Origin of the sequence: Cellulomonas sp. NPDC089187, from assembly GCF_040685135.1 — a bacterium.
Classification (GTDB): domain Bacteria; phylum Actinomycetota; class Actinomycetes; order Actinomycetales; family Cellulomonadaceae; genus Cellulomonas.
The window spans coordinates 604,206-629,949 of the sequence record NZ_JBFBHI010000004.1; the positions used below are offsets into that span (position 1 = coordinate 604,206).

Here is a 25,744-nt window from a genome sequence, read left to right on the forward strand (position 1 = left end):
CGCCACGGCGGTCAGCCCAACCGGATCTGCACGCCGTTGGAGAACGGCGAGTCGTGCAGGGTCACGGTGTCCAGCGTCGCGTCGGCCGGAATGTCGAACACGAGCGTGCCGGTCACCTGGTTGCCCGGGTTGATCTGGCTGGCCCAGGTGTCAGTCTCCCCGGCGTAGAGGGTCGCGGTGGAGTCGACGGCATGGGTGCGCCCCTGGGTGTCGGTGGCCTCCTGCGAGCTGGCGAACAGGTACTGCGCCTCGTTCCCGGTGTTCTGCACCGTCAGGTGCACCAGCACGTACTGCCCCTGAGCGTCCGAGGTCAGGTACTGGCTCCCGACCTGCGTCAGCCCGGTCTCCACGCCGGTCACGGTGAAGGTGAAGGAGCCATCGGCGGCGGGCTCGTTCAGTCCGGGCTGGGTAGGCTCCTTCGGCTCGGCAGGGGCCTGCTCGGCGGGAGCCTCGGTGGTGGCGGTGGTGTCGTTCGCGACGGTGGGGGACGTGGGTGTCTGCGCGGTGTCGTCCCCGCCGCCGCCGGCGGCCGCTGCCACGATCGCCACCACGACGACGGCCCCCAGGCCGGTCAGCACTTTGTGCCGGGCGAACCAGGACCGGCGGGGTGCGGTGGGCGGAATGGGCGGGACGGGCTGCTGGGGGTACGGGGCGGTGGGCTGCGACATGACGATCTCCTTGACGGGTGGCAGCGTCGGTGTGACGCCTGGTGGCAGCCTCCCGAGCGGCTCATCCGTGCCGCGTCCCCGCTCCGGATCGAGTCGGTTGACCGATCGGATGACACGCGCCGAGCCGGGTCACGCCGAACGGACGACGTGCCCGGTGAACAGCGCCCCTACGCTCATGGCCATGTCCACTCCGCCACCCGTGCCCGGGCCCGAGCAGCCTGCCGGGTCCGACGCGGGGGAGACCCGAGGTGAGGGGCCGACCAGGAACAGGTTCGCGCTACCGGATCCGCGGGCGCCGATCCGGGACGGGTCGGGGTCGGTTCCCGGCTGGCCTTCGGCTGCCCCGTCAGCGCCCGCGCGGTATCCGGGTGGAGCTGGCCCTCGTCCCGGCGTCCCCGCATTCGACCCGGGTAGGCGGCCAGGTCCGATGGCTTCCGGTCCCGCGCCGTACACCGCCCACCCCGGCGTCCCCGGGCCGTCTCCCTACGCCGGTGCCCCCCACCCGGGCGGCCCAGCCCCGTACCCCATGCCGTACCCGGGGGGCGCTATCCCGCAGCACCCCGGCCCGATCTCTGCGAGGGTGCCGCCCCCGCCTGCCTCTGGGCCGGTCCCCTACCCGAGTCACCCGGTGCTCTACCCGAGCGGTCCGGTATCGCACCCGGCCCCGCCGCGCCCCGGGCCTGGCCGCTATCCCTCCGCCTCGATCCCGACGCCACGCCCGGCGGTCGGACCTCGCCCTCGTCGTCCGCTCCCGGCCTGGCTGCGCGTCCTGATCGATGTCGCACTGCTCCTGGTCTGCATGTTCTTCGCGCTGGGGACGGCGCTGATCCAGGCTGCCGACACCGGTGCGTGGCTCGTGCTCTTCAGCCTGGCGGCGCTGGCCATCGCCAGCACGATCCTGTTCCGACGCACGCGACCGGTCGCCGCCACCGTCGCCGCCGCGGTCGGCACGCTGCTGCTCCCGCTGGACAACCTGGCCGTGCTGATCTGCCTGCCCTGGGTGATCGCCAGCCGCCCGGCCCGCACCGCGCGCTGGGTAGGGGCGCTGGCCACGGTCGCTGTGATCGTGGCGCTGGTCCGTGACTTCCTGCTCGACCCGTCGCACTCGCTGTTCAGCTCGGTCGATGAGGTCACCGGTGAGCACACCGAGTGGCCCGCCCCCACCTTCCTCGCGATCGGGTTGTTCGTGCTCACCATGTCCATCGGCTCCGGACTGCTGCGGCGCAACCGGCACAATGTCGAGCAGGCGCAGAGCGTTCAGCGTCAACTGCGGGCCGAGTTGACCACGGAGCTGGGTCGACAGGACGAGCGTGATCTGATCGCCCGGGAACTGCACGACACCGTCGCCCATCACCTGTCCGTGGTCTCACTGCGCGCCGCCGCCCTGGAGGTCAGCGGGGACACCAGCGTGCAGGAGGCCGCCGAGTCGGTGCGCTCATCGACCCACCAGGCCCTGGAGGAGATGCGCGACCTGATCGGTGTGCTCCGCACCGGGCAGATGTCGCTCACCGCCGGACCGGGCCCCGGCCGCACACTGACCGAGTTGCCCGAGCTGATCGCCACTGCCCGGGAGTCCGGCGCGGATGTGGCAGCAAATGTGTTCATCACCGGCAGTGAGGACGCCCCACCCGCGCTGACCCGGGCCGTGTACCGGATCGTGCAGGAGTCGTTGACCAACGCGATCAAGCACGCGCCGCGTGGTCGGATCGATCTGGATCTGCGGGCGGGCCCCGGCCTTGGCGTGCATCTGCGGGTGGTGAACCCGCTGCCACCGTCCCCGGTGGGCGCGCCAGGATCGGGCACCGGACTGCTCGGGGTGCGGGAGCGGGTCGCGGCAGTCGGCGGCACAGTCGAGGCCGGACCCCAGTGCGAGAACTGGGTGCTCACCGCGCATCTTCCCTGGCCCGCGGCGGACTGAGCTCGCACTACCCTGGCTGCGTGACCCGGGTTCTGGTCGTGGACGACGACGCGCTGGTCCGCTCGCTGCTCCGCACCATCCTGGAGCAGCAGGGCGTGACCGTGGTCGGCGACGCCGCCGACGGTGACGAGGTGGTCGCCGCGGTGCAGGCGCACCGTCCGGACGTGGTCCTGATGGACCTGCGGATGACCCGGATGTCCGGCGTCGAGGCCACCGCTGCGGTCACCCGACTGTCGGACCCGCCCGCCGTGGTGGTCCTGACCTCGTTCGATGCGGAGGATCTGGTGATCGCCGCACTCCATGCCGGAGCCCGCGGCTATCTGGCCAAGGATTCTGCTCCGGCCGAGATCGCCGATGCCGTCCGAGCCGTGGCCGCCGGGGGCAGTCGACTGTCCGACCGGGCGGCCCGCGCGCTGGTCGACCACGTCGGTGCGGACACCGGTGCCCGTCGTGAGGCCGAGGCCCGGCGTCGACTCGAGGTGTTGAGCGACCGGGAACGCGAGGTCGCCGTGGCGGTGGCGCAGGGGATGTCCAATGCGGTGATCGCGGCGCGGGCATTCGTCAGCGAGGCCACGGTGAAGACCCAGCTGGCCCGGGCGATGACCAAACTCGGGCTGGAGAACCGGGTGCAGCTGGCGACGCTGGTGGACCGGGCGGGGCTGACCGAGGGCTGATCGCGCTTCAGGAGCAGCGCGCCATGCCCGTCACAGCGACCTGGACCCCCTCGGCCCGACCCGCAGGCGGTCAGCAGCAAGGGCATCGCCATGAGCGCTCGTGCGAGTGCGGGATGACGTGCGTGCACCGCCTCTACAGCCCCGACCGCCGCGCGTAGGCCCCCGCGTCGATCCCGCGCAGCTCGCAGAACTCCCGCAGCGGCCCGGTGATCAGCAGATCGGTCTGACGCAGCTCGGCGGGAGTGGACGCACCAAGCAGCGTCATGATGTCGCCGATCTGACTCAGCCAGGTCTCGATCCGGGCGACCAGGGCGGCCTCCCCGTCGGTCAGCAGCGTGTGCAGGAACCCGCCGGCGACTCCGACCGCCAGAGCCCCCAGCGCGAGTGCGCGGACCGCGTCCAGCGGGTGGCGCAGTCCGCCGGAAGCCAGCAGGTCGACCTCGGTCCCGGCGGCGTCGAGCAGTCCCTCGGCGGCGGACTGCCCCCACTTGGCCAGGTAGGGCATGCCGCCGTCGGTGCGCCGATCGGACTCGATGGCAGTGAAGTCGGTGCCGCCGCGTCCGGAGACGTCGACAGCAGCCACGCCCAGGTCGCGCAGGGCAGTGACGGTGCCACGGGACATTCCGGCACCGACCTCCTTGGCGATCACGGGGACGCCGACCTCGGTGACGATGGCGGCCAGGTTGTCCGACCAGCGGGTGAAGTCGCGGTCACCCTCCGGCATCACGATCTCCTGCGCCGGGTTGAGGTGGATCTGGAGCGCGTCGGCCTCCAGGATCTCCACCGACCGGCGGGCCTGCTCGGGGCTGAGGTTCGCGTTGATGTTGGCCATCACGAACCCGTCCGGGTTGGCCTCGCGCAGCACCCGGAAGGACGGGATAGCGGCGGGCTCGCGGTGCAGGATGCCGGTGGAGCCGCTGGCGATGGGCACGCCGGTCTCCCGCGCGGCGCGGGCCAGGGCGCGGTTGATGGTGAGGGTGTGCGCGGTGCCGCCGGTCATCGCGTTGATGTAGAGCGGCACGCCCCAGCGCAGCACTCGGCCGTGGATGGACAGGTCGACGGCGGCGCGGTTCCCGGCGGTCAGCGGGTGGTTCATCGGGCGCACGTGGTCGAGGTCGTGCGGGCCGGGCTCGGCGTGCTGGGCGGAGGCGAGGCGCACGTGGTCGGCCTTACGCGCGGCGTCCTGCTCGGCGGGGGTCGCCGTGGGTCCGTGGGGCACGGGGGACGGTGCGGGTGTCACCGGGTCGACGGGCCCGCTCACGGGGTCGGCTCCGCGACGTGCAGATCCAGGTGCCGCACCCCGGTCGACTCCCAGGCGCGGATCATCGGGGTGAGGTCGCTGCCCCGGTCGACCAGCACGATCCCGCAGTCGCCGCCACCGGCACCGGAGGATTTGGCCGCGGCGCCCACCGCGTCGGCACCCTCGCAGAGTGCACGCAGGGCGGGGGTCTCCACGTCGACCCCGGCGGCGCTGGCCAGGGCGGTGAGCAGCCGACGGGCCCGGCGCAGCTCGACCTTGGCGGCGGGGGCGTCGTCATGGGCGATGGCATCAGCCAGGGCGTCCACGGTGTCCCGCGACTCGGCCAGAAAGTCCGGGTAGTGCGACTCGTCGGCTCCCTTGCGGGACTGCATCGCCTCGACCAGGCGGGTGGTGGAGGCGGGTTGCCCGGTCCACCCCACCACCAGGTCCATCGTGCGGGGGGTCGGCAAGCGACGCACGGACAGGCCCGGCCAGTCGGCGGCAAGCAGGTCGGTCAGCGGGGTGCCGGTCTCCAACCGCAGCCGCACCCATTCGCGATCCAGCGCCGCATAGCGGATCCACCCGCCGTAGAGGCTGGCTGCGACATCCCCGCCGGAGCCCATCGGGTTGACCCGCATGGTGGCGAGCAGGGCGAGCTTGAGCAGGAGCTCGGTCTCCAGATGCAGCTGGTAGAAGGTGTCCAGCGCCCGGACGGTGGCGGCGGTGACGGCGGCGGAGGAGCCCAGGCCGAACTTCCGCCCGGAGTCGTCGTCGAGCTCGCTGCTGATGGTGATGTCGTAGAAGGACAACGCCCGGCCCTGCTCGGTGGCGTAGCGCTCCACCACGGCGATGGCGGCCAGCACGTAGTCGAAGGGGCGCGAGTCGTGGTCGAGTACCACCCGGTGCCCATTGCGCCGCCAGACGATGGGCAACCGCCCGTACTGGTCGGAGGTGATCGATCCGGCGTCCTCAGCAGGGGCCAACCGGACGGTGATGTCCCGGTCGACGGCGATCAGGATCGCCGGATACCCGGCCTCGACCACCGCATACTCCCCGGCGACGAACAGCTTCCCGTGCGCCCGTGCCTCGATCATGCACTCACCCCTGCCACGCTGAGCCCGGGGCCCGGGCGGGCGGTGATCACCAGGCGGTCCTGGTCGCCGTCGAGGCCCTTGGCCAGTGCGGTGGCGACCCGCTCCAGATCGGCGGCGGCGCACAGCACCTTGACGTTCGGTCCGGCGTCCATGGTGGCCCAGCACGGCAGACCCTCGGCGCGCAGCGCAGCGACCTCGTCCAGCACCGCGACCGTCTGCCCGGTCCAGTACCGCACCGGGGGGCGGGCACCAAGCATCGTGGCGTGCATCCGTAGCGCATTGGACTCGGCCAGTTCACCCAGCCCGGCCAGGTCACCGGCGGCCACTCGCTCCAGCATGAGCGTGACGTCCTGCTCGGTGGACTCCACCCACCCGCTGAAGAACGGGGAGGTCTGCACGGTCCGGCGCATCGCCTCCCGGCTGGAGATCGACTTCACGCCCGGGTTCAGGACGACGACGGCCATCGCCGGGTCCAGTGCGCCCCCGGGTTCACCGCCGGGGACGGGCTCGGCGTAGCTGCTGGCGTCGTCCACTCCCGCATGCCACACCACCAGACCACCGAACACCGACCGGCAGGCCGACCCGGAGCCACGACGGGCCAAGCGGGACAACCCGCGTTCGTCCAGGTCCAGACCGTAGGCGCGTGCCCCGGCACCGGCCAGCGCCGCGAAGCCGGAGGCGGAGGAGGCCAGTCCGGCACCGATCGGCACGGTGGAGGTGGAGGTGACCCGGGCGTACCCGCCGCCACCCGCCTGCTCGCGAATCAGGTCCAAGAACCGGCGCACCCGGTCCAGTGAGTTCCCGGTCATCGGAGCGCCGTCCAGGGTGGCGACATCCGCGCCGGCGGCCTGCGCCTCCGGGTCGTCCGGCACCACGGTGGTGGTGCTGCGGAACGCGTCGAGCGTCAGCGACAGCGAGGAGGTGGCCGGCAGGGCGAGGGCCTCATCGCGCTTGCCCCAGTACTTGGCGAGCGCGATGTTGGCGTGGGCGACGGCGGTCGCGGGAGCAGTCATGCGAGGGGCACCTGAGAGGGGGCGGCGGGCTGCCGCGCGTCGATCCGATGCAACCACGTGTGCGGAGCGCCCGAGCGGCGCAGGGCAGCCGCGATCGTACCAGCGGAGGCCGCGTCACCGGCGAGCGCGAGCAGGCATCCGCCCTGGCCACCGCCGGTGAGCTTGGCCCCCAGCGCGCCCGCGTCCAACGCCGCCCGCTGCAACCGGTCCAGCTCCGGAGAGCTCACCCCGAGTTCGGCCAGCGCGTGGTGCGCCTGGGTCAGCCGTGCGCCCAGTTCGACCGGCCGGTCCAGGCGCAGGTCCTCGACGGTGCCGCGGGTGATCTGCCCCAGCTCGGTGATCAGCTGCGCGCCACGAGCCGGGTGGCGCTCGCGGAAGGAGCGGACATCCGCCACCGCGACCCGGGTCCGGCCGTGCACCCCGGTGTCGGCCACCACCAGGTGCGCCTTCAAATGCAGATCGAGTGGGCGCATCGCCCCGCCCTGGAACCAGACCGGGACCGTCGACGCGGTGGTCCGGGCGTCCAGGCCGGAGGGGCTGCCGTGTGCGACCCGCTCGCCGACCTGCACCAGATCGAAGTGCTCTTGCGCGGTCAGCTTTCGCCCGGCCAGATCGGCCAGGGCCAGCGCCAGCGCCCCCGCGGTTGCCGCCGACGATCCCAGTCCCCGGGCGGCCGGAATGCTGGACTCGGTGCTCAGCACCAGGTCACGGTGCGGCAGTCCGAGAAAGTCCAGGGTTGCCTCGATGGCGGCGCGTGGTGCGGACAGTTCCTCCGGGGCGTCGGCCAGCTCGCCGGAGTACAGCACCGACTCGATGCCCAGCGGACCAGGCTCGCGCCGCACGGTGGCGCGCATCGGGAGGCTGGCCAGGGGCAGCGCGATGGCGGGCTCGCCGTAGACCACGGCGTGCTCCCCGGTCAGGATCACCTTGGCGCGGGTGTGCCCCGTGCCGGTGCGGTTCTCGATCATCGGTTCCTCACATCAGCTGGGTGATCAGCCACGGGCCGGCGTACAGCGACATGAACTGCACCCCGTAGCTGACGCCCATCCGGTTCAGAGTGCCGCAGGTCAGGCCGACCAGCAGCACGGCGAAGACATTGATCCAGCCCGCGTCCAGGTACGCGAGCAGCAGGACGAACACCAGGAACAGAGCCAGCACGGCCTCGTGTGGGACTCTCCGGGTCACGATGGCGGTGAGCCGGAACGAGTACCGGACCGCCAGTACATAGGACAGCACCAGGGCGATGGCCCCACCGACGACGACCGCGACGATGAACTGCGGCGTGCTCAGGATGTGGTGGATGTTGTGGTCAGGGGTGAACACCGGCGGGGCGTTGAACAGCGCATTCGCCGGGCCGACCGCCACCGGGGACAGTGGCAGACCGATCGCCAGCAGCGGGATGATCAACCCGGCCAGGTAGGTCGAGTGCGCCAGAGCGGCCATCGCCGTGATCGCCCGGCTGGACCGCTGACCCGGGTCCTTTGCCCGCGCACCCGCTGCCTCACCCAGCAGCAAGGTCAACGCCACCGGGCTCAAGAAGAACAGCGGAGTCGACACCGCGGAGACCGCTGCGCTGGTGCCCAGCTCGGCGCGGGTGAGGAGCTTGCGCGGGCTGAGCGACTGGCCCTTGAGCTCTTCCCGGCTGATCCGCACCGGGGTCCGGCCGAAGCGGGGCATCGCCGCCCGCAGCGTCGGGTTCAGCACCTCGAACAGCGACACCAGCAACGGCCCGGCGGTGATCGACAGGAAGAACGACACGGTGATGGTCGCGTCCGGCTCGATCACCCCGACCTGCCGGTACAGGGCTTGCACGCCCTGGAACAGCAGGATCAGCGGCACGATGGACAGCAGCGAGACGAACCGGTTCTTGCCGATCAGTGCCAGCACCACCGCACCGATCACGAACAGCAGCGACCCGTGCTGGCGCAGATCCTCCGCGAAGGGCGCCAGCGCACCGGCGATCAGTAGCGCCAGCGGCACCGACACCAGCGTGCCGATCACCGACCCGGCGGCCATCTTCCGGATGGTCTGCGCGGCCAAGCCCTCGCGTTTGAGGGTGAGCGCATGGTCGATCATCGGCGCGGACAGCACCCCGCCGGGTAGCCCGACCAGCGCGGTCGGGATCGAGTTGGTCAGGTTCAGCGTGACCACGGCGGCGATGAAGAACGCCAGCACCACCTGCGGGTCCACCCCCGCCAGCACCAACGTCAGCGTCACCGGGAGCAGCACCGACGTCTCGTCGGTGCCCGGCACGAACCCGATCAGGGTGTAGAGCACGACGGCGGCCAGTGCGGCCAGCACCATCGGCGCGAGCGCGGTCAGCTCCACTCGGAGTCGTCCACGATCTGCACGTCACGCTTGGGCGTGATCACCAGGCACGCGATCAGGAAGCCGAGGGCGGCACCACCCAGCCCCCAGAACAGCAGCTGTCCGCCGACCGCCGTGCCGATCAGCACCGCGGCCACCGTCGGCACCGCGCAGGCCGCGAGGGCGATCAGCAGATCCCGCAGGGAGAGCCGGTCACCCCAGATCTCGACGTAGTCGCCGTCGTGCACGTGCCCTCCATGAGGTCCATCGCGGGCTCACAGGTCCCGCGCCGCGGATAACCCTAGGTCGCGGGGGTGGCATGTGCCGTGGCACGGGTGTGTTCGGGCTGTGCAGACCCGGGTGATTCCTGTCACCAGTGGCGGTCAGCCAGGAAGTCCGCAGGATGGAGGGATGAGCGACCAGACCACCCCCCAGGACCCTCGCACCCAGCACCCGACCCCGGAGCAGCCCGCGCACACCATCGCGCACCCGGGCCACACCGAGGACATGGCGCAGCAGCCGGACCACGGCGAGCAGACCTATGTCGGGTCCGGTCGACTGGAGGGCAAGCGGGCACTGATCACCGGTGGCGACTCCGGGATCGGGCGCGCGGTGGCCATCGCCTTCGCCCGGGAGGGCGCGGATGTCGCCATCGCCTACCTGCCCGAGGAGGAGGATGACGCGCAGGAGACCGCGCGTTGGGTGCGTGAGGCCGGTCGTCGGGTGCTGACCCTGCCCGGTGACATCCGGGACGAGGCGCATGCCCGGTCACTGCCGGACAGCGTGGTCGCCGAGTTCGGTGGGCTGGACATCCTGGTCAACAACGCCGCGTTCCAGATGTCGCAGGACGGCGGGCTGGCCGACCTGACCACCGAGCAGATCGACCGGACGTTCCGCACCAACCTGTACGCGATGTTCTGGATCACCCAGTCCGCGCTCCCGCACCTGTCCGCTGGGGCGAGCATCATCAACACCACCTCGATCCAGGCCTTCGAGCCCAGCCCGCAGCTGCTCGACTACGCGGTCACCAAGGCCGGGATCTGGAACTTCACCAAGGGCCTGGCCCAGCAGCTCGCCGAGCAGGGCATCCGGGTCAACGCGGTCGCCCCCGGCCCGATCTGGACCCCGCTCATCCCGGCGACCATGCCGGAGGAGAAGGTCGAGCAGTTCGGTGCGGACACCCCGCTGGGCCGCGCCGGTCAGCCCGCGGAGCTGGCCCCCGCCTACGTGTTCTACGCCTCCCAGGAGTCGAGCTACATCACCGGGGACCGGATTGGCGTCACCGGCGGACGCCCTCTGCCCTGACCGCGGGTTGGGCCCCTGGGGCCGCCCTCGCCCCGAGTTCGGTGCTCCAGTCACCAGTTCGGTGCGGGGGCGTCCGACCTCGGTGCCGAAGCACCGAACTCGCGCGGGGCTCACACCCCGGCGATCACCCGAGCCCGGCGCAGCACCACGTCGATCATCGCCGGGGTCAGCCGCCCGGTGAAGGTGTTCTGCTGGCTCACGTGGAAGCAGCCCAGCAGGGTCAGCTCCGCGTCGTCGCGCCGCAGCGTCACCTCCGCACCGTGCCCGAACTGGGGCCGTGGACGGGGCACCTGCCAGCCCTGCTCGTCCAGGGTGCGCAGCAGTGCGTCCCAGCCGAACCCCCCGAGCACCACTGCGACGCGCGGCTGCACGAGTTCCAGCTCCCGCGCCAGCCAGGGTCCGCAGCGCTGCCGTTCGGCGGGGGTGGGCTTGTTCTCCGGCGGGGCGCAGTGCACCGGGGCGGTGATCCGGACCCCGGTCAGACGTAGCCCGTCGTCGAGGTGGGTGCTGGTCGGCTGGTTGGCTAGTCCGGCGGCGTGCAGGGCGGCGAACAGGAAGTCCCCGGAGCGGTCGCCGGTGAACATCCGCCCGGTCCGGTTCGCGCCGTGGGCGGCCGGGGCGAGTCCGACAATCAGGATGCCTGCGGTCGGATCACCGAAGCCCGGTGCCGGTCGACCCCAGTAGGTCTGGTCACGGAAGGCCGCGCGCTTGTCCACCGCGACCCGCTCACGCCACTCGACCAGGCGTGGGCAGGCCCGGCACTCGGCGATGGCACCGTCGAGTTCCAGCAGGTCGAGCGCCCGGGGAGCGGTCGCGGCGGGGAAGTCCGGGTCGTCGGGGACCCGGGGTGACGGTTCAGGACTCACGGCGGGGACCCAGGTCGCGTCGCGGGACGGGCCCGTCAGTGAGGCCCACGGCCGACCTGCTCACGCGAACCGGTCGGGGTCACCCGCCCCGACCCGCACCACCTCGGGGAAGCCGTCGGACCAGTCGATCACCGTGGTGGGCTCGGTGCCGCACTCGCCGGTGTCAATCACCAGATCCACCTGGTGGTCCAGCTCCTCCTTGACCGTCCAGCCGTCGATCATCGGGGCGTCCTGGCCGGGCAGGATCAGCGTGGAGGACAGCAGCGGCTCGCCCAGCTCTCGCAGCAGTGCTTGGACCAGTCGGCTGTCCGGGATACGCACGCCGACGGTCTTCTTCTTGGGGTGGGCCAACCGCCGCGGCACCTCCTTGGTGGCGGGCAGGATGAAGGTGTACGGCCCGGGGGTCGCCGCCTTGATCGCGCGGAACGGCCCGTTGTCCAGGTGCACCAGCTGGCCGAGCTGCGCGAAGTCGCTGCACAGCAGGGTGAAGTGGTGCTTGTCGTTCAGGTGGCGCAGGGTGCGGATCCGGACCGGCCCGGTGGTGGAGTCGATCCGGCAGCCCAGCGCGTAGCCGGAGTCGGTGGGGTAGGCGATCAGCGCGTCGTCGTCCCGGAGCGCCGCCACCGTCTGCGCCAGCGCGCGGGGCTGCGGGTCGTGCGGGTGGACGTCCAGGTAGCGGGCCATGCCTCCGAGCGTAGGCCGGACCGCCGATGACGGCCCGTGGCGGATCGCCTGGGGGCAGCTCAGGCGCGGGACAGCACGGCCACCAGGAACTCCGACTCCGGCCCGAACGGCCGCAGGTCCCAGGTGCTGAACCGGTGATCGATCCGCAGCCCAGCCGCCTCGGCATCGCCGGTCAGCTGCTCGAAGGCGTACCCGCGCCCAGCCCCGAATCCGATCACCAGGCGACCCTCGGCGGTCAGCACGTTCCCGAGCCGGCGCAGCACCTCGACCTCGGTGTCCTCCGCAACGAAGGTCAGTACGTTCCCGGCCATCACCGCGATGTCGTAGCGCTCATCCAGCTCCAGTTCGGCCAGGTCGCCGATCAGCCAGGTCGACTCCGGGTGGTCGGTGCGGGCGGCCTCGATCAGCAGCGGGTCCACGTCGACACCGGTGACCACATGTCCGCGGGCGGCGAGTTCGCCACCGACCCGGCCCGGTCCGCACCCGGCGTCCAGGATGCGTGACCCGCGCGGCACCATGGCGTCGATCATCCGCGCCTCACCGGCCAGGTCCGCGCCCTGTGCGGCCATCGTGCGGAATCGCTCGATGTACCAGACCGAGCGGTCCGGGTTGGCCTGGCCGATCTGCTCCCAGCGGGTCGGCTGGCGCATGGTTCTCCTTCATCGCGGGGTCGGGCGGGGCCGAGCGTAGCCCCGCCCGACCGCGCTCAGTGGTGCAGCGCCTTGCTGGCCTTCTTGGAGGCCTTCTTCGCGGACTTCTTCGCCTTGGAACCCAGCGCGTCCAGCAGGTACGACGCGGCAGCCCCGAGCATGATCACGTCCTTGGCCACCCCGATGCCGTCCGCGTTCGGCCGGTAGTCGCCGGGGCCGCGGTGCAGCGACGGGGTGCGCAGGTACAGCCCGACCAGCCCCGCGGAGAACGCGGTGAATCCCGCGGCGACCACGGTCCGGGGCAGCACCGGCACCAGCAGGGATGCACCCAATGCGACCTCCGTCCCCGCGAGCACGGTGGTGAAGGTCTTGGGGTCAACGTCCTTGAACACCGGGAACGCGCCCGCGGCCATGCCGTGATAGCCCGAGGCGGCATCGTCGGAGGCGGACAGCTTGTCCAGCCCGGAGTTGAGGATGTACGCGCCGGCTCCGAGGCGGAGCGGCAGGTGGCGGAGCTTCATCGGATCTCCCTGATCGCCGACGGGTGGGTCCCCTCGACGCTAGAGGGATCGCACCGATCCCGCTCGTCAGCTCCCGGCGAGGATGTCCACCACAAAGATCAGCGTCGACCCACCCGGGATCGAGGAGGTGTCCTCGTCGCCGTAGCCCAACTCCGGCGGGATGACCAGGAGCATCTGGCTGCCGACCTTCTGCCCGGCCAGACCCTGCGTCCAGCCCGCGATGACCTGGTTCAGGCCGAACGCGGTCGGCGCACCGCGCGACCAGGAGGAGTCGAAGGCGGTGCCGTCCCACAGCCAGCCGCTGTAGTTCGCGACCACGGTGCCGGTGGCGGTGACCTCCGGGCCGGTGCCTTCGATCAACGGCTGCACGATCAGGTCGGTCGGGGCCTCGCCGTCAACCGGGGTGATCGAGGGCTCACCGTCGTCGGCCAGGGTGACCGTCGGCAGGCCGTCCTGCGGGGTGACTGCCTCGCCGCTGGGGGCGTCCAGCACGTTCTGCGCGGCGGTGACATCGACGACCCAGATCAGGGTGGCGTCATCGCCGGAGGCGGCGGTGCCCGGTCCGGCGTAGAGCACGCGGGCACCGACCTGCTGACCGATCAGGGTGTCGGACAGCACCGCTGGCAGACCGGTGGTGGCCTGGTCGCTGAGCCAGTAGCTCTGCGGGGCACCCGCGTAGGAGCCGCCCTGGTCCTCCCCGTCGATGCCGCTGACCGCGCGCAGGTGGATGCTGATCAGCTGCCCGTCGGCGATCTGCTCACCGTCGCCGGCGTCCACCACCTTGGCGGCTTCCTTGCTCAGCTCGAAGGGCCACTCGGCGGTGATCTGCGGCTCCTCACCGGGCTCACCGGTGACGGTGACGTCGTCCAGTGAACCGGAGGCGGCGCTCGCGCTGCTCGACGCACTGGCGGACGGCGCGGGGTCCTCACCGCCGCCGGAGCAACCGGCGAGCAGCAGGGTGGCGGCGATGATGACGGCAGCCGTACGGCGCACAGAGAATCCTTACGTCAGGGGCGGGCCGTCGACGCAGGACGCCGAGGCCGGGCGGGGTCGATGGTAGACCGGCGAGCTGTGCCGATCGGTGCCTCGATCAGTCCCAGGCCAGCTCGAGGCGAGGCCGGGCCAGTCCTGGGTCAGCCGAGGCGGGCCAGCCCCAGAGCCGCGAGCACCGAGGCCAGCTCGGCGGAGATCTCCCCGCCGCGTGCGGCGATCAGCTCGACCATCAGCAGCGCGGTCTGGGTGCGGCACTCCTGCTCGATGTCCACCGGGGCACCGTCAAGCGCGCTGGCCCGCTGCCACTGGTCGAGTTCGCGCAGTGCGCGGTAGAGGTCGGCTGCCTGCTCGGCGGTCACCGCCACGACGCCGCGGTGTGCGGCGGGCAGGTCCACCCGGGTCGTTGTCGACTGGCGTGCGTGCATCGTCCACCTCCGCGGCTGAGGACACGGCCCGGGGTGGCGGTGTCGACGCCCAGTCTTCGCCCGGGGATCACAGGCTTCGGTGGATCGGGCCAGACCTGGGTAGTGATCGGGGTGGACGCAAGACGATCTGGGCGGATCTGAGTGGTGTGTGTGGCTGGACTGAGTAGGTCAGTCGGACACGATTCGGGTCGCGTTCTGGGCGACCCACGCGACCAGGGGGAGCAGCACGGTGGCCAGTTCCTCACCCAGTGTGGTCAGCGAGTAGTCGACCCGTGGCGGGATGGTCGGCTGGGCTTCCCGGTGCACCAGCCCGTCCTGCTCCAGGGTGCGCAGGATGGAGGCGAGCATCTTCTCGCTGATCCCCTCCACGCTGCGGCGCAGCTCACCCCAGCGCTGTCCCCGCTCGGCCAGCGCCACCAGGACCAGCACCCCCCACTTGCTGGAGATGTGATCCAGCACGGTCCGGCTCGGGCAGCCCTGCTGGAGCACTCCGTCCGCCTTGAGCGCGGTCAGCAGGGACCGTGGGGAGTCGACGATGGTCATGCCGCTCACAGTACGCCGCTGTGACCTCGATCCTTACCGTGGCGACAGCACCTGACCAGAAAGTGGGTACCTGTGATCCGGAAGGGTTGAGCGCCGATGCCGCGTTGTCGCTGGTCGCCGGACCGCCCGGCCACGTTCGCAAGGAGTTCCCATGTCTGTCGTCGTCACCGGGGCCACCGGCCAGCTCGGCCGCCTGATCGTCCAGCACCTGCTTGCCGACGGGATGCCCGCCGAGCAGATCACCGCCACCGGTCGCCGGGTCGAGCGGCTGACTGACCTGGCCGAGCAGGGGGTCCGGGTGGTCGAGTCCGACTACACCCGACCGGACAGCCTGGTCGAGGCCTTCACCGGTGCCGACACCCTGATGCTGGTGTCCGGTTCCGAGGTCGGTCAGCGCACCGCCCAGCACCGCAACGCCATCGACGCCGCCGTCACCGCCGGGGTGCGCCGGATCGTCTACACCTCCGTGCTGCGCGCCGACCGCTCCACGCTGCCGGTCGCACCCGAGCACGTCGAGACCGAGGCGATGCTCCGGGAGTCCGGCCTGGTGATCACCCTGCTGCGCAACGGCTGGTACTCGGAGAACTACCTGGGCGATCTGGCGCAGGCCGCCGAGTCCGGCACCATCGTCGCCGCTGCCGGGGACGGTCGGGTCGCCTCCGCCGCCCGGGACGACTACGCGGCTGCTGCTGCGGTCGTCCTGCGCACTGAGGGGCACGACGGTGCGGTCTACGAGCTCACCGGCGACCAGGCCTGGGACTTCGACCAGCTCGCCACCGCGGCCAGCGAGGTGCTGGGCCGCCCGGTGACCTACCAGCGGGTGACCCTCGACGAGCGCCGCGCCGGCCTGGAGTCCGCCGGGGTGGACGCCGGGACCATCGGGTTCCTGCTGACCATGGACGAGCGGGTCGCGACCGGGGAGCTGGCGGAGGTCACCGGCGAGCTGTCCCGGCTGATCGGTCGTCCGACCACGCCGCTGGTGGACGCGCTGCGCGCCGCCCGGGGCTGAGCCCACGCGGACGGGCCGGGGTCAGGCACCCTCGGCCCGTCTCCGGGTGCGCGGTGACAGGTCCGGGGTGAGGGTCGTCCTATGACGCGATTCGGCTACACCCTGATGACCGAGCAGTCCGGCCCGCGGGAGCTGGTGCGGTACGCCGCCGATGCCGAGCGGGTGGGATTCGACTTTGAGGTCAGCTCCGACCACTTCTTCCCGTGGATCGAGGAGCAGGGCCATGCGCCCTACGCCTGGTCGGTGCTGGGCGCGGTCAGCCAGGTGACATCCCGGGTTGACCTGATGACCTACGTGACCTGTCCCACCGTCCGCTACCACCCGGCAGTCGTCGCCCAGAAGGCCGCCACTCTCGGCGTGCTCTCCGGCGGGCGGTTCACGCTCGGACTCGGTGCCGGGGAGAACCTCAACGAGCACGTGGTGGGAGAGCGCTGGCCCGCGGTCGGCGAGCGGCACGACATGCTTGAGGAGGCCATCGAGGTCATTCGTTCCCTGCTGGAGGGTGAGCGGCTGACCTACGACGGCGTGCACTTCCGCACCGACTCCGCGCAGCTCTGGGACCTGCCGGAGGACCCGGTCGAGATTGCGGTGGCGGTCTCCGGCGCGCAGTCGATCTCCCGCTTCGCCCCGCTGGCCGACCACCTGGTCGCCACCGACCCGGAGTCTTCGCTCATCCAGCGCTGGAACGACGCCCACGACGGCCCCTCGCGCGCGATCGGTCAGATCCCGATCAGCTGGGACCCCGACCCGGAGGTCGCGACACAGCGTGCACACGAGCAGTTCCGCTGGTTCGCCGGTGGCTGGCACGTCAACGCGGACCTGCCCACCACCGAGGCCTTCGACGCGGCGACCCAGTACGTCCGACCCGAGGATGTCGCTCAGTCCATCCCCTGCGGACCGGATCTGGACGCCATCGTCGAGGCGGTGTCCGCGTACTGGGAGGCTGGGTTCACCGACATCGCCCTGGTCCAGGTCGGCGACGCCGCACAGCAGCGGTTCCTGGACGAGGCTGCTGGTCCGCTGCTCGACAAGCTCCGGGCCGCCGCTCCGGCTCTGGAATCATGACCGCATGACCTCGAGCGCTGCCCCGACCGCCCGTCAGGTCCGCCGGTGGCGGCGGTACTTGGCTGACGAGCGCGCCGAGGCTGCGGTCTACCGCGACCTGGCCTCCCGCCGCACCGGTGAGGAACGGGACATCCTGCTGGCGCTCGCCGACGCGGAGGGTCGCCACGAGGCGCACTGGCTGGACCTGCTCGGGGACCGTGTGGGTCGTCCGCTGCCCGGGGATATTCGCTCCCGGATGCTCGGCTGGTTGGCGCGCCGGTTCGGCGGGGTGTTCGTCCTCGCGCTGGCTCAGCGGGCCGAGCTGCGGTCGGAGTACGAGCAGGACGCCGACGCCACCGCCTCGATGGCCGCCGACGAGCGGATCCACGGTGAGGTCGTCCGGGCACTGGCGATCCGCGGTCGCAGTCGGATCTCCGGCACCTTCCGTGCGGCGGTCTTCGGTGCCAACGACGGTCTGGTGTCCAACCTGGCTCTGGTGCTCGGTATCGGCGCATCCGGGGTCAGCGCCGCCACCGTGCTGGTCACCGGCCTGGCGGGACTGCTCGCCGGGGCGCTGTCGATGGGTGCGGGGGAGTACGTCTCCGTGCGTTCCCAGCGTGAACTCCTGGACGCCGCCCGCCCCAGCCCGGAGGCCCGCGCCGCCCTCGGCCGGTTGGACATCGACGCCAACGAGCTGGCCTTGGTCTACCGCGCTCGCGGCATGGACCCCGAGGCCGCCAGTGCTCGTGCCGCCGCCGTGCTCAACGACATCGCGCAGAACCTGCCCATCGACCAGGCACTCACCACCACCGACGCCGACCTGCCCGAGGTCGACGAGCACGAGACGGTGGGCAGCGCCATCGCCGCCGCGGTGTCCAGCTTCTGCTTCTTCGCCTCCGGTGCCCTGATCCCGGTGCTGCCCTACCTGTTCGGCATGACCGGCCTCGCCGCGGTCGCCGTCGCCAGCGGACTGGTCGGGATCGCCCTGCTCGGCACCGGTGCCACCGTCGGCGTGCTCTCCGGTGCCGCACCGGGCCGTCGAGCCCTGCGGCAGCTCGCCATCGGCTTCGGTGCCGCCGCCGCGACCTACCTGTTGGGCCTGGCCTTCGGCACCACTATCGGGTGATCTGAGTCACAGGGCTGTCAGATGAGGTTTGGCTGCCCTTACCGTGGTGCCATGACCGCAGTCGCCGCCGAGGTCACCCCGTCGCCCGTCCTGCCCTTCCGGACCTTCGACGTGCGGGTGTCGCGCATCCAGGACATGTGCCCGTCCTTCCGCCGGATCACCTTCACCGGCGACGACCTGCACCTGTTCGCCGACAACGGCTTTGACCAGCGGATCAAACTCTTCCTCCCGCTGCCCTGCGGCTACGACACCCTCCCCACCGGCCCCGAGTGGTACACCGAGTGGCGCGACCTGCCGGAGGAACTGCGGCACCCCATCCGCACCTACACCGTCCGCGCCGTCCGCCAGCAGCTCGGCGAGATCGACGTCGACCTGGTGCTGCACGGTGCCACCGGACCCGCCTCCCGCTGGGCCACCGAAGCCCGCATCGGCGACCCGCTCGCCATCCTCGGCCCCAACGCCGAACACGACGGCAACGCCGGTGGCGTCGACTTCATCCCGCCCGCCCACACCGACCGCCTGCTGCTCGCCGGCGACGAGACCGCCGTCCCCGCCATCGCCAGCATCCTGGAGCGTCTGCCCGCCGACGCCCGCGGCGAGGTCGTCCTGGAGGTCCCCGTCTCCGGCGATCGCCTCGACCTGCGCGCCCCCGCCGGCATCGCCATCACCTGGCTGCCCCGCGACGGTGCCGCCCACGGCTCCCGCCTGGTCCCCGCCGTCCAGGCCGCCTGCGTCCGACTCATGCCCCGCGAGGCTCCGCGCACCGAGGGCATCGAACTGGAGGACGTCGACATCGAGAACGGGCTGCTCTGGGAGCTGCCCGTCGACGCCGAGGGTCAGCCGCTGCGGCAGAACGCGGCGCTGTACGCCTGGCTCGCTGGGGAGGCCGGGGCGATCAAGACGCTGCGGCGACACCTGGTGGCCGAGTGCGGGGTGGATCGAAAGGCGGTGGCGTTCATGGGGTACTGGCGCGAGGGTCGCGCGGAGGGCTGACCGGCGACGGCGCTGAGCAGGCTGTCAGGGCGCACCCTCGGTGCCAACCACCCGCCCCAACAGCGGCCGATTCACCCGCCGCGTGAAGAAGTCGATCAGCGGCCCCGCGAAGAACGCCGTCATCACCGTCCCCACCCCCACCGGCCCGCCGAGCGCCACGGCCAACCCCACGAACACCAGGTCCTGCGCCACCCGCACCACCCGGTACGGGAACCGGCTGTGGTCCACGACGATGGGTGCCACCGCGTCGTAGGGCGCGGTGCCGATCCCGGCGGTCATGTACGCGGAGGCTCCGGCGGCGAACAGCAGGATGCCGACCAGGAACAGCCCGGCCTGCATGAGGTGGGTGGGCGGGTCGGGGACCAGGGGGTCGATCGCGGCGGTGAACCACTGCACGAAGAAGCCGGTAAGCACCATGTTGATGACGGTGCCGAGTCCGAGGTAGCGACGGCCCCAGAGCAGGACGGGGATCAGCAGGACGGCGTTGACGGCGAGCTGGTAGACGCCGAGGTCGATGCCGAGGCGGGAGCTGCCGCCGATGTTGGCGGCGGTGAAGGGGTCGACGCCGACGTGGGCGCTGAGTAGGGCGGCGGAGCCGAGGGCGAGGACGGCGATGCCGACCAGTGCCCAGGCTGCCCGCAGTAGACGCTCGCCCCCGTGCCCCATGGATCGCACGGTAGGCGGTCAGGTGGCCTGCCGCGAGGGCTGCGGGGCAGTCGCCGCGAGGCAGGTGCTGAGGGCAGCGGTGAGGCCAGCCGCGGTGAAGGCCACGGTGCTGCTGGTCATGAGGGCGCCGACGGCGGCGGCACCGATGGCTTGACCGAGGACGAGCAGCACGAACAGCACGGCGGTGCCGGTGGCGGCTCGGTTGGGGTCGAGGCGTCCGGTCCAGGTGATCAGGACTCCGGTGGCGGCGGTGTAGCCCCAACCGAAGAGTGTGCAGGCCAGCAGTGCGAGCGGCAGGTGGTCGACGAGTAGCGGTAGGACGAGGGTCGACACAGCGACGCTGCCGGTGGTCAGGGCCCAAGCGTGGCCGACCCGGAGTCGGACGATCAACGGGGCGGTCGGCAGGACGAGGGTGCCTCCGACGCCGAGGGCTATCCACGCGAGGGTTGAGGTCGATCCGGCGGAATCCAGCAGGTTCCGACCGAAGGACCAGACGGCGGCGGACCCGGCACCGAGCAGCAGGGCGGCGATCATGGGTGCGCGGTGGGTGCGCAGCCATTGGACCGGGAGCAGGTCGACCCGGGAGCCGGCCGAGCGTCGACTGCGGCTGGTGGTGAGCACGGCGAGCGCACCACAGAGGGATACCCCGGCGGCGACCCACCATCCGGCCCGCCAGTGCGGGAGCAGCGCCAGGGCCAGGATTCCGGCGGCGATCAGTCCGGGGCCGGTGCCGGAGTTGACCAGGGTCTGCGCGCGGTCGCGGTCCGCGGCGGGGACCGAGCGGCGCACGGTCTCGACCAGGGCGGGGGAGGCGAGTCCGGCACCGGCGGAGCTGAGCACCGCCGCGGCGGCGAGCAGTGCGGTGCCGGAGGCGAGGGCCATGCCGAGGCTGCCGGTGGCGGCGGTGAGTCCGGCGGCGGCGACGAGTGCGCGGGGGAATCGGGTGGCGGTGGCGACGCCGACCAGCGCACCCGCGCAGTAGACCAACGACCCTCCGGAGGAGATGAGTCCGGCCGCGCCGTCGTCGAATCCGAGGGTCGCTTGCATGTCCGGCAGGTACAGCCCGTAGGCGAGCCGGACCAGGCCGTAGGTGGCGGCGATCAGCAGCGTCCCGGCGGCGATGAACGAAAACGACCGTTTCATCACGGCAGCCTAGGATCAGGTCATGGCGATCCGCATCAGCACCGAGGCGAGGCTGCTCGACGCCGCCGAGGAGCTGTTCTTCACTCGGGGGATCGCGGCCACCCCGGTCGATGCGGTGCTGGCCCGGGCGGGGGTGTCCGCGGCGACGCTGTACCGGGGCTACCCGAGCAAGGAGGCGCTGGTAGCGGCGGCGCTGGACCGGCGGCACCGTGCCTGGCTCGACTGTTGGGAGGCAGCGGTGCGGCGTCGACGCACGGCACGGACCCGGCTGCTGGCGGTCTTCGACGCACTGGACGAGTTCCGGGGTCGACCGGACGGGGCGCGCTGGTGTGCGTTCCTCGGGTCCGCAGCCGAGTATGCCGACCCGCCGACGGAGGTCGCGGCTGCTGTCCAGCGGGACACCGCCACGCTGCGCGCCCGACTGACCGCACTGGCCGAGCCAGTGACGCAGGATGCAGCCGAGCTGGCGGAGCGGATGCTGCTGCTGATGACCGGATCGCTGGCGATGCGTCTGCGGGAGCCGGGCAGTGACACCGCGACCGCGCGGGCTGTGGCCGAGGTGCTGATCGCCGCCATGTCGACCCCCGTACCCTCCTGACCGTGCCGCCCCGCTCCCCGCTCCCACCCCGTCACGGCCTGAGTGCCGCGTGGCTGCGCACCCCGGACCCGGACAGCACCCGCCCGGATGCGACGCCGTGGCGCACGATGGCCCAGTGGCTGCATCACCGCCTCCCGGAGCACGTGGACGTGGACGCGATGCTGGCGGAGGGCAGGTTCGTCGCCGAGGACGGCAGCCCGGTGCGCCCGGAGGACCCGTTCCGTCCTCGGCTGTTCGTGTTCTTCCACCGGGACCTGCGCGAGGAGCCGGAGGTGCCGGGGACGATCCATGTGGTGCACCGCGATGACCGTCTGGTGGTGGTGGACAAGCCGCCGTTCCTGAGCTCGATCCCGCGCGGGCGACATGTGATGCAGAGCGTGGTGGTGCGGTTGCGGGCTGAACTCGGGCTGCCCGAGCTGTCGCCGCTGCACCGGTTGGACCGGGTGACCTCCGGGCTGTTGATGCTGGCCACCGAGCAACGCTGGCGCGGGCCGTACCAGACGGCGTTCGAGCGTCGGGCGATGGAGAAGACCTACTGGGCGCTGGCCCCGGTCCGCCCGGAGCTGGATTTCCCCATGACCGTGCGCAACCACCTGCGCAAGGAGCGGGGGCAGTGGCAGGTGCAGGTGGTGCCCGGGGCGCCGGTGAACGCGGAGACGCTGATCGAGCTGGAGTCCGAGCTGGACGGCCATGGCGTGTACCGGTTGTCGCCGCGGACCGGGCAGACGCACCAGCTGCGGATGCACCTGAACGGCCTGGGCATCCCGATCGTGAACGATCCGCTGTACCCGGTGGTGCGGGAGGTGGACGTCGACGACTTCTCGGCACCGTTGCAGCTGCTGGCGGGGGAGCTGCGATTCATCGATCCGGTGGACGGGACCGAGCGCGAGTTCCGCAGTGTGCGTCGGCTGCCGTTGACGTTGGACTGAGGCTCATCGCCCCTCGGCGGTCTCCACTCTCTTCTTGCGCATCGGTCGTGCGGGCTCGTCGGGGCCGTTCCACACCTGGATCGCACCCCAGATCGACGCGGCGACCGGGACGGCCAGCACGGCTCCGGTGATCCCGGCGAGCACGGTGCCGACGGTGACCGCGACCAGGATCACCAGCGGGTGTAGCGCCAGGGAACGGGCCATCACGATGGGCTGAAGCAGGTTGCCCTCCAGCTGGTTCACCGCGATCACGATGGCGACCACGATCAGTGCGTCCACCCATCCGTTGGCGACCAGGGTGACCAGTGCTGCGAGCACCCCGGCGAGGGTGGCACCGACCAGGGGGATGAATGCCAGCAGGAACACCAGCACGGCCAGCGGGATCGCCAGCGGCACCCCCATGATGACCAGTCCGACCCCAATGCCGACGGCGTCCACCGCGGCGACGATGGCGGTGCCGCGCACGTACCCGCCCATCGTGGTGACGGTGCGGCCGCCGACCCGCTGGCCGCGCTCATAGGCGGGCCCGTCGAAGGGGCGCAGCAGGAACTCCCAGATCCGCGGCCCGTCCTTGAGGAAGAAGAACAGCACCACGAAGGTCAGCACCATCCCGGTGACGAAGTTCGCCCCGGCGGAGAATCCGGCGATGGCCCCGGAGCCGAAGCTGCTGGAGGTCAGGAACCCGGTGACGGCGTCCTTCGCGTCCTCAATCTGCTGGTCGGAGATCTGGATCGGCAGGTCGCCGAGTGATTCCTGCAACTCGCCGAGTCCGGCCACCGCCTGGTCCGCCAGCTCCTGCCACTGGTTCGCGACGGCGTAGACGACCGCGGTCAGCACCCCGCCGAACACCGCCACGATGCCGAGCAGTGCGGTCCAGGTGGCCAGGATCGACGGCCAGCCATGCCGACGTAGCCAGGAGACCAGCGGGTGGATCGCGCTGGCCAACACCAGGGCGATCAGCACCGGGATCAGCACCAACGTGAGCCGGGTCAGCGCGAAGGCCGCCACCGCGACCAGGGCGATCAGGGCTAGCGCCTGCACCGCGCGGGTCCCGACCCGTCCGAAGCCGTCCGACCACAGTCGACCAGCGGCCGAGTCGGTGGGTGCCTGTTCGGCCGTGGGTCTGCTCGACCACCACATGAAGGTGCTCATCTCCGTGAGTCGGGGGTGTGACCAGCGACCCTACGGCGGGCGGGACCGTCCTGCCCGTTCAGCGTGGGTGCACTCAATCGATCGCCGGCCGCTACTCAGTGCTGCCGCCCAAGTCGCCGTATTCGTCACGGTCCTTACCGGGGGGTGACGCCGTGACTCAGGGTGAATCCGGCACCCACAGCAGGTGTGACGCAGATCACAACGGGAACCGGGTCAGAGAAGGCGGCTCCGCGCCTCTCCCTCAGCGCCGGACCCCTGCGTCCGGACGGGGGGCGCTCCGAGAGTCGGGTCGAGCAGAGCAGGTTGGACATGAGGACGCAAGAACTGGCACCACGGTCATGGACCGCGCGTGCCCGATCGATAGTCGCCGCCGTGGTGGCCGCTGCCCTGATGCTGGTGGGCCTGAGCGCGCTCCCGGCCCAGGCGGCCGGTCAGGCGAGCGGTCTGACGATCAAGGTCACTGCGGACGGCACCGCCCCGTGGGATAGTTCCGATGAGTCCGGGTACGACTCCTCGCCGTCCAACGGTCGGGTGCGGACGCATGACTACGTGACCTACCAGTGGGGCTACTCCGTGGCCACCGCGGGCGACGTGACGCTGGTCCAGACGCTGCCGGAGAACATGTCCTGGGTCGTCACCGAGTCGGCCGCCGCGTGTGCTGAGGGTGTGGATGCGGTCTCGGCGGATGGTCGGACGATCACCTGCACCCGGCAGCACCCGACGACGGGTGCCTCGACGTATCAGGTCAAGGCGCTGGTCGACTACGGCTACAACGGTCAGGTGTTGAGCACGGCGTTGACCTCCGCGGGCACCGCTGACTCCGCCCCGGCCGAGGTCACCGTCACCGCCGCCCCGACCTTCGACCTCGACCTCGGTGCTGGTTCCGCCTCCTACGCCACCGGTGGTGCCTCCGGCACCGAGCCGGGCTACATCGTGCGATACCGCATCCGCATCTATCAGCCGATCGACCCCGTGCGCGGTGTGCGCGGCAGCGAACCGCTGTCGGACACCTTCAGCTTCCAGGTCGACCCCTCCGCGGTGAGCGCGGACGCCCGAGTCAACCGGTGCGCCTTGACCTCCGGCTCCAACCCCGGAGTCGGTGGATACAACCTGTACCCAACTGTCGCCGGCGGAGCTTCGACCACCGCCAACTCCCTGCCCGGCCGTGGTGAGTGGACCTGTGCGCAGTCGGCTCCGGGGCAGCCGATCACGATGACAGTGACCGGTGCGGTCACCGATGTCCGCAGCTACCCCACGCAGGACATTGGCGGCAACGCGCTGGACATCGCGGGGACCCGTGCCCTGGTCACCGGCAACGAGCTGTTGATGTGGTTCCCCTCGGCGGACGTGCTCGACCGCACGATCTCGGTTCCGCTCCACGGCTTCGACCCGGACTCGGCCTCCGGACAGTCCAACTACGGCACCGGGTTCGCCACCGGTCAGGAGCCGGACGCGACACCACAGCCCGGAGTCAACACTCTGAACTACGCGATCACCGCGCGGGAGTCCCTGTCCCTGGGCCTGGGGTGGGTGTTCCCGCAGACCGGTCCGCTCGGCTGGGAGAGCGCCGCACCGGAAGGGGCGACCTCGCTGTACTCGGGCGACGCCCCGATGCGGCGTGGTCAGACCCTGCGGTACGGCGGCTACGTGCAGAACACCTCCGGCAGCGGGACGACCTATACCAACGCCTCGTTCTGTGCGACCTTCGACGAGTCGCTGCTCAGCCCCGGCGGACTGACCACAGCGGTCCCGGTGGCGGGCATCGAGTACGGGCACCTGGACATGACCTCGGATGCTCAACGTCGCAGCACCCTGTGTGGCCCCTACGGCAGCGGCGGCGACCAGTGGTCCGACACCCTGGATGGTGCGGGCGGCGCGGGTGTGGTGAATGCGGTCCGGTTCAGCTACGACACCTTGCTGGCCAACCAGGCGGTGTTCTTCGCGCTGGAGATGACCCGTTCGGATCTGCCGCAGCAGACCGGTGCGGCGCTGCCGGTGTTCTGGCAGTCGCAGAACGACCAGACCGGCATCAACCGGTCGGACTTCAACCCGGCTATCGCGGCGAGCAACTCCCTCGGGGGGAAGGCTCGGGCGTTGGACACCGAGGTGTCGGTGGATCTGTCCTGGCCGTCGCTCTTCGGTTTGCCCGGTGAGCGGTACACGATGACCGCTCAGCCGGTGCT

The 25,744-nt window shown here is 71.4% G+C and carries 27 protein-coding genes; 10 read left to right on the plus strand and 17 right to left on the minus strand.

Going from position 1 to position 25,744, the window contains the following annotated elements; genetic code table 11:
* Positions 1–11: 11 nt before the first annotated feature.
* Positions 12–668, minus strand: a complete 657-nt coding sequence (locus AB0N78_RS13975) for a DUF4352 domain-containing protein (RefSeq protein ID WP_363391347.1) — start codon at positions 666–668, stop codon at positions 12–14.
* A gap of 799 nt (positions 669–1,467) precedes the next feature.
* On the opposite strand from AB0N78_RS13975, the gene AB0N78_RS13980 reads away from it, so the two are divergent.
* Together AB0N78_RS13980 and AB0N78_RS13985 are read left to right on the plus strand one after the other, a co-directional pair.
* Positions 1,468–2,586 (plus strand): histidine kinase, encoded by a 1,119-nt coding sequence (locus AB0N78_RS13980; RefSeq protein ID WP_363391350.1) that lies wholly within the window; start codon positions 1,468–1,470, stop codon positions 2,584–2,586.
* A gap of 20 nt (positions 2,587–2,606) precedes the next feature.
* Complete coding sequence (locus tag AB0N78_RS13985; protein WP_363391353.1) at positions 2,607–3,260, plus strand: response regulator transcription factor; 654 nt, start codon at positions 2,607–2,609, stop codon at positions 3,258–3,260.
* Positions 3,261–3,393: 133 nt separating this feature from the next.
* Here AB0N78_RS13985 and fni read toward each other — a convergent pair whose 3' ends face one another.
* From fni to AB0N78_RS14015, 6 genes are read right to left on the minus strand one after another with little or no spacing between them, the layout of a single operon-like run.
* A complete protein-coding gene (fni, locus tag AB0N78_RS13990) occupies positions 3,394–4,479 on the minus strand; it encodes a type 2 isopentenyl-diphosphate Delta-isomerase (protein ID WP_363391356.1) in 1,086 nt (361 codons plus the stop codon).
* A gap of 38 nt (positions 4,480–4,517) precedes the next feature.
* Positions 4,518–5,594, minus strand: coding sequence for a phosphomevalonate kinase (locus AB0N78_RS13995; protein ID WP_363391358.1), 1,077 nt, complete (start codon positions 5,592–5,594; stop codon positions 4,518–4,520).
* Positions 5,591–6,607, minus strand: coding sequence for a diphosphomevalonate decarboxylase (mvaD, locus tag AB0N78_RS14000; protein WP_363391361.1), 1,017 nt, complete (start codon positions 6,605–6,607; stop codon positions 5,591–5,593). The genes AB0N78_RS13995 and mvaD overlap by 4 nt, the downstream gene beginning before the upstream one ends.
* Positions 6,604–7,575 (minus strand): mevalonate kinase, encoded by a 972-nt coding sequence (gene mvk / locus AB0N78_RS14005; protein WP_363391364.1) that lies wholly within the window; start codon positions 7,573–7,575, stop codon positions 6,604–6,606. Before mvk ends, mvaD begins: the two co-directional genes overlap by 4 nt.
* A 7-nt stretch (positions 7,576–7,582) precedes the next feature.
* A complete protein-coding gene (locus AB0N78_RS14010) occupies positions 7,583–8,935 on the minus strand; it encodes a tripartite tricarboxylate transporter permease (protein ID WP_363391367.1) in 1,353 nt (450 codons plus the stop codon).
* Positions 8,926–9,162, minus strand: coding sequence for a hypothetical protein (locus tag AB0N78_RS14015; protein ID WP_363391370.1), 237 nt, complete (start codon positions 9,160–9,162; stop codon positions 8,926–8,928). Before AB0N78_RS14015 ends, AB0N78_RS14010 begins: the two co-directional genes overlap by 10 nt.
* Positions 9,163–9,325: 163 nt before the next feature.
* Between AB0N78_RS14015 and AB0N78_RS14020 the strand changes: the two genes are divergently transcribed.
* Complete coding sequence (locus AB0N78_RS14020; protein WP_363391373.1) at positions 9,326–10,219, plus strand: SDR family oxidoreductase; 894 nt, start codon at positions 9,326–9,328, stop codon at positions 10,217–10,219.
* A 110-nt stretch (positions 10,220–10,329) separates the two neighbouring features.
* On the opposite strand, the gene AB0N78_RS14025 is transcribed toward AB0N78_RS14020, so the two are convergent.
* The 7 genes from AB0N78_RS14025 to AB0N78_RS14055 form a co-directional block, all read right to left on the minus strand.
* Complete coding sequence (locus tag AB0N78_RS14025; RefSeq protein WP_363391489.1) at positions 10,330–11,010, minus strand: uracil-DNA glycosylase; 681 nt, start codon at positions 11,008–11,010, stop codon at positions 10,330–10,332.
* Positions 11,011–11,145: 135 nt separating this feature from the next.
* A complete protein-coding gene (locus tag AB0N78_RS14030; RefSeq protein WP_363391376.1) occupies positions 11,146–11,769 on the minus strand; it encodes an L-threonylcarbamoyladenylate synthase in 624 nt (207 codons plus the stop codon).
* A gap of 59 nt (positions 11,770–11,828) precedes the next feature.
* Positions 11,829–12,419, minus strand: coding sequence for a class I SAM-dependent methyltransferase (locus AB0N78_RS14035; RefSeq protein WP_363391379.1), 591 nt, complete (start codon positions 12,417–12,419; stop codon positions 11,829–11,831).
* Between the two features lie 56 nt (positions 12,420–12,475).
* On the minus strand, positions 12,476–12,940 hold the full coding sequence (locus tag AB0N78_RS14040; RefSeq protein WP_363391382.1) for a hypothetical protein: 465 nt from the start codon (positions 12,938–12,940) through the stop codon (positions 12,476–12,478).
* A 66-nt stretch (positions 12,941–13,006) separates the two neighbouring features.
* Positions 13,007–13,933, minus strand: coding sequence for an FKBP-type peptidyl-prolyl cis-trans isomerase (locus AB0N78_RS14045; protein WP_363391385.1), 927 nt, complete (start codon positions 13,931–13,933; stop codon positions 13,007–13,009).
* A gap of 140 nt (positions 13,934–14,073) precedes the next feature.
* Positions 14,074–14,358 carry a hypothetical protein gene (locus tag AB0N78_RS14050; RefSeq protein WP_363391388.1) on the minus strand — a complete coding sequence of 95 codons (285 nt, stop codon included), beginning with the start codon at positions 14,356–14,358 and terminating at the stop codon, positions 14,074–14,076.
* Positions 14,359–14,526: 168 nt separating this feature from the next.
* Entirely contained in the window at positions 14,527–14,901 is a 375-nt protein-coding gene (locus AB0N78_RS14055; protein WP_363391391.1) for a helix-turn-helix domain-containing protein, read from the minus strand.
* Between the two features lie 151 nt (positions 14,902–15,052).
* Here AB0N78_RS14055 and AB0N78_RS14060 point away from each other — a divergent pair, with 151 nt between their 5' ends.
* From AB0N78_RS14060 to AB0N78_RS14075, 4 genes are all read left to right on the plus strand, one after another.
* Positions 15,053–15,910, plus strand: a complete 858-nt coding sequence (locus AB0N78_RS14060; RefSeq protein ID WP_363391394.1) for an SDR family oxidoreductase — start codon at positions 15,053–15,055, stop codon at positions 15,908–15,910.
* 81 nt (positions 15,911–15,991) lie between these two features.
* The gene (locus AB0N78_RS14065) at positions 15,992–16,975 is read left to right on the plus strand and encodes a TIGR03557 family F420-dependent LLM class oxidoreductase (protein WP_363391397.1); all 984 of its coding nucleotides are present in this window, start codon (positions 15,992–15,994) and stop codon (positions 16,973–16,975) included.
* A 4-nt stretch (positions 16,976–16,979) separates the two neighbouring features.
* Positions 16,980–18,080, plus strand: coding sequence for a VIT1/CCC1 family protein (locus tag AB0N78_RS14070; RefSeq protein ID WP_363391400.1), 1,101 nt, complete (start codon positions 16,980–16,982; stop codon positions 18,078–18,080).
* A gap of 51 nt (positions 18,081–18,131) precedes the next feature.
* Positions 18,132–19,073, plus strand: coding sequence for a siderophore-interacting protein (locus AB0N78_RS14075; protein WP_363391403.1), 942 nt, complete (start codon positions 18,132–18,134; stop codon positions 19,071–19,073).
* Positions 19,074–19,097: 24 nt separating this feature from the next.
* Here the strand turns inward: AB0N78_RS14075 and AB0N78_RS14080 are convergent, their stop codons facing one another.
* Complete coding sequence (locus AB0N78_RS14080) at positions 19,098–19,739, minus strand: YitT family protein (RefSeq protein ID WP_363391406.1); 642 nt, start codon at positions 19,737–19,739, stop codon at positions 19,098–19,100.
* Between the two features lie 18 nt (positions 19,740–19,757).
* A complete protein-coding gene (locus AB0N78_RS14085; protein ID WP_363391408.1) occupies positions 19,758–20,882 on the minus strand; it encodes an MFS transporter in 1,125 nt (374 codons plus the stop codon).
* Between the two features lie 22 nt (positions 20,883–20,904).
* Between AB0N78_RS14085 and AB0N78_RS14090 the strand changes: the two genes are divergently transcribed.
* Both AB0N78_RS14090 and AB0N78_RS14095 read left to right on the plus strand, forming a co-directional pair.
* The gene (locus tag AB0N78_RS14090; protein WP_363391411.1) at positions 20,905–21,480 is read left to right on the plus strand and encodes a helix-turn-helix domain-containing protein; all 576 of its coding nucleotides are present in this window, start codon (positions 20,905–20,907) and stop codon (positions 21,478–21,480) included.
* Between the two features lie 2 nt (positions 21,481–21,482).
* Entirely contained in the window at positions 21,483–22,409 is a 927-nt protein-coding gene (locus tag AB0N78_RS14095) for a pseudouridine synthase (protein WP_363391414.1), read from the plus strand.
* A gap of 3 nt (positions 22,410–22,412) precedes the next feature.
* On the opposite strand, the gene AB0N78_RS14100 is transcribed toward AB0N78_RS14095, so the two are convergent.
* Entirely contained in the window at positions 22,413–23,561 is a 1,149-nt protein-coding gene (locus tag AB0N78_RS14100; RefSeq protein ID WP_363391416.1) for an AI-2E family transporter, read from the minus strand.
* 372 nt (positions 23,562–23,933) lie between these two features.
* Here AB0N78_RS14100 and AB0N78_RS14105 point away from each other — a divergent pair.
* A partial coding sequence (locus AB0N78_RS14105; RefSeq protein ID WP_363391419.1) for a hypothetical protein occupies positions 23,934–25,744 on the plus strand: 1,811 nt, incomplete at its 3' end.

Excerpts from the sequence above, each read along its gene's own strand:
- AB0N78_RS14055 (WP_363391391.1), bottom strand. The coding sequence starts at position 14,901 with ATGACCATCGTCGACTCCCCACGGTCCCTGCTGACCGCGCTCAAGGCG.
- AB0N78_RS14030 (WP_363391376.1), bottom strand. The coding sequence starts at position 11,769 with ATGGCCCGCTACCTGGACGTCCACCCGCACGACCCGCAGCCCCGCGCG.
- AB0N78_RS14100 (WP_363391416.1), bottom strand. The coding sequence starts at position 23,561 with ATGAGCACCTTCATGTGGTGGTCGAGCAGACCCACGGCCGAACAGGCA.
- AB0N78_RS14085 (WP_363391408.1), bottom strand. The coding sequence starts at position 20,882 with ATGAAACGGTCGTTTTCGTTCATCGCCGCCGGGACGCTGCTGATCGCC.
- mvk (WP_363391364.1), bottom strand. The coding sequence starts at position 7,575 with ATGATCGAGAACCGCACCGGCACGGGGCACACCCGCGCCAAGGTGATC.
- AB0N78_RS13980 (WP_363391350.1), top strand. The coding sequence starts at position 1,468 with ATGTTCTTCGCGCTGGGGACGGCGCTGATCCAGGCTGCCGACACCGGT.
- AB0N78_RS14065 (WP_363391397.1), top strand. The coding sequence starts at position 15,992 with ATGACGCGATTCGGCTACACCCTGATGACCGAGCAGTCCGGCCCGCGG.
- AB0N78_RS14080 (WP_363391406.1), bottom strand. The coding sequence starts at position 19,739 with ATGGGGCACGGGGGCGAGCGTCTACTGCGGGCAGCCTGGGCACTGGTC.
- AB0N78_RS13975 (WP_363391347.1), bottom strand. The coding sequence starts at position 668 with ATGTCGCAGCCCACCGCCCCGTACCCCCAGCAGCCCGTCCCGCCCATT.
- AB0N78_RS14060 (WP_363391394.1), top strand. The coding sequence starts at position 15,053 with ATGTCTGTCGTCGTCACCGGGGCCACCGGCCAGCTCGGCCGCCTGATC.
- AB0N78_RS13995 (WP_363391358.1), bottom strand. The coding sequence starts at position 5,594 with ATGATCGAGGCACGGGCGCACGGGAAGCTGTTCGTCGCCGGGGAGTAT.
- AB0N78_RS14090 (WP_363391411.1), top strand. The coding sequence starts at position 20,905 with ATGGCGATCCGCATCAGCACCGAGGCGAGGCTGCTCGACGCCGCCGAG.
- mvaD (WP_363391361.1), bottom strand. The coding sequence starts at position 6,607 with ATGACTGCTCCCGCGACCGCCGTCGCCCACGCCAACATCGCGCTCGCC.
- AB0N78_RS14035 (WP_363391379.1), bottom strand. The coding sequence starts at position 12,419 with ATGCGCCAGCCGACCCGCTGGGAGCAGATCGGCCAGGCCAACCCGGAC.
- AB0N78_RS14070 (WP_363391400.1), top strand. The coding sequence starts at position 16,980 with ATGACCTCGAGCGCTGCCCCGACCGCCCGTCAGGTCCGCCGGTGGCGG.
- AB0N78_RS14020 (WP_363391373.1), top strand. The coding sequence starts at position 9,326 with ATGAGCGACCAGACCACCCCCCAGGACCCTCGCACCCAGCACCCGACC.
- AB0N78_RS14075 (WP_363391403.1), top strand. The coding sequence starts at position 18,132 with ATGACCGCAGTCGCCGCCGAGGTCACCCCGTCGCCCGTCCTGCCCTTC.
- AB0N78_RS14050 (WP_363391388.1), bottom strand. The coding sequence starts at position 14,358 with ATGCACGCACGCCAGTCGACAACGACCCGGGTGGACCTGCCCGCCGCA.
- AB0N78_RS14040 (WP_363391382.1), bottom strand. The coding sequence starts at position 12,940 with ATGAAGCTCCGCCACCTGCCGCTCCGCCTCGGAGCCGGCGCGTACATC.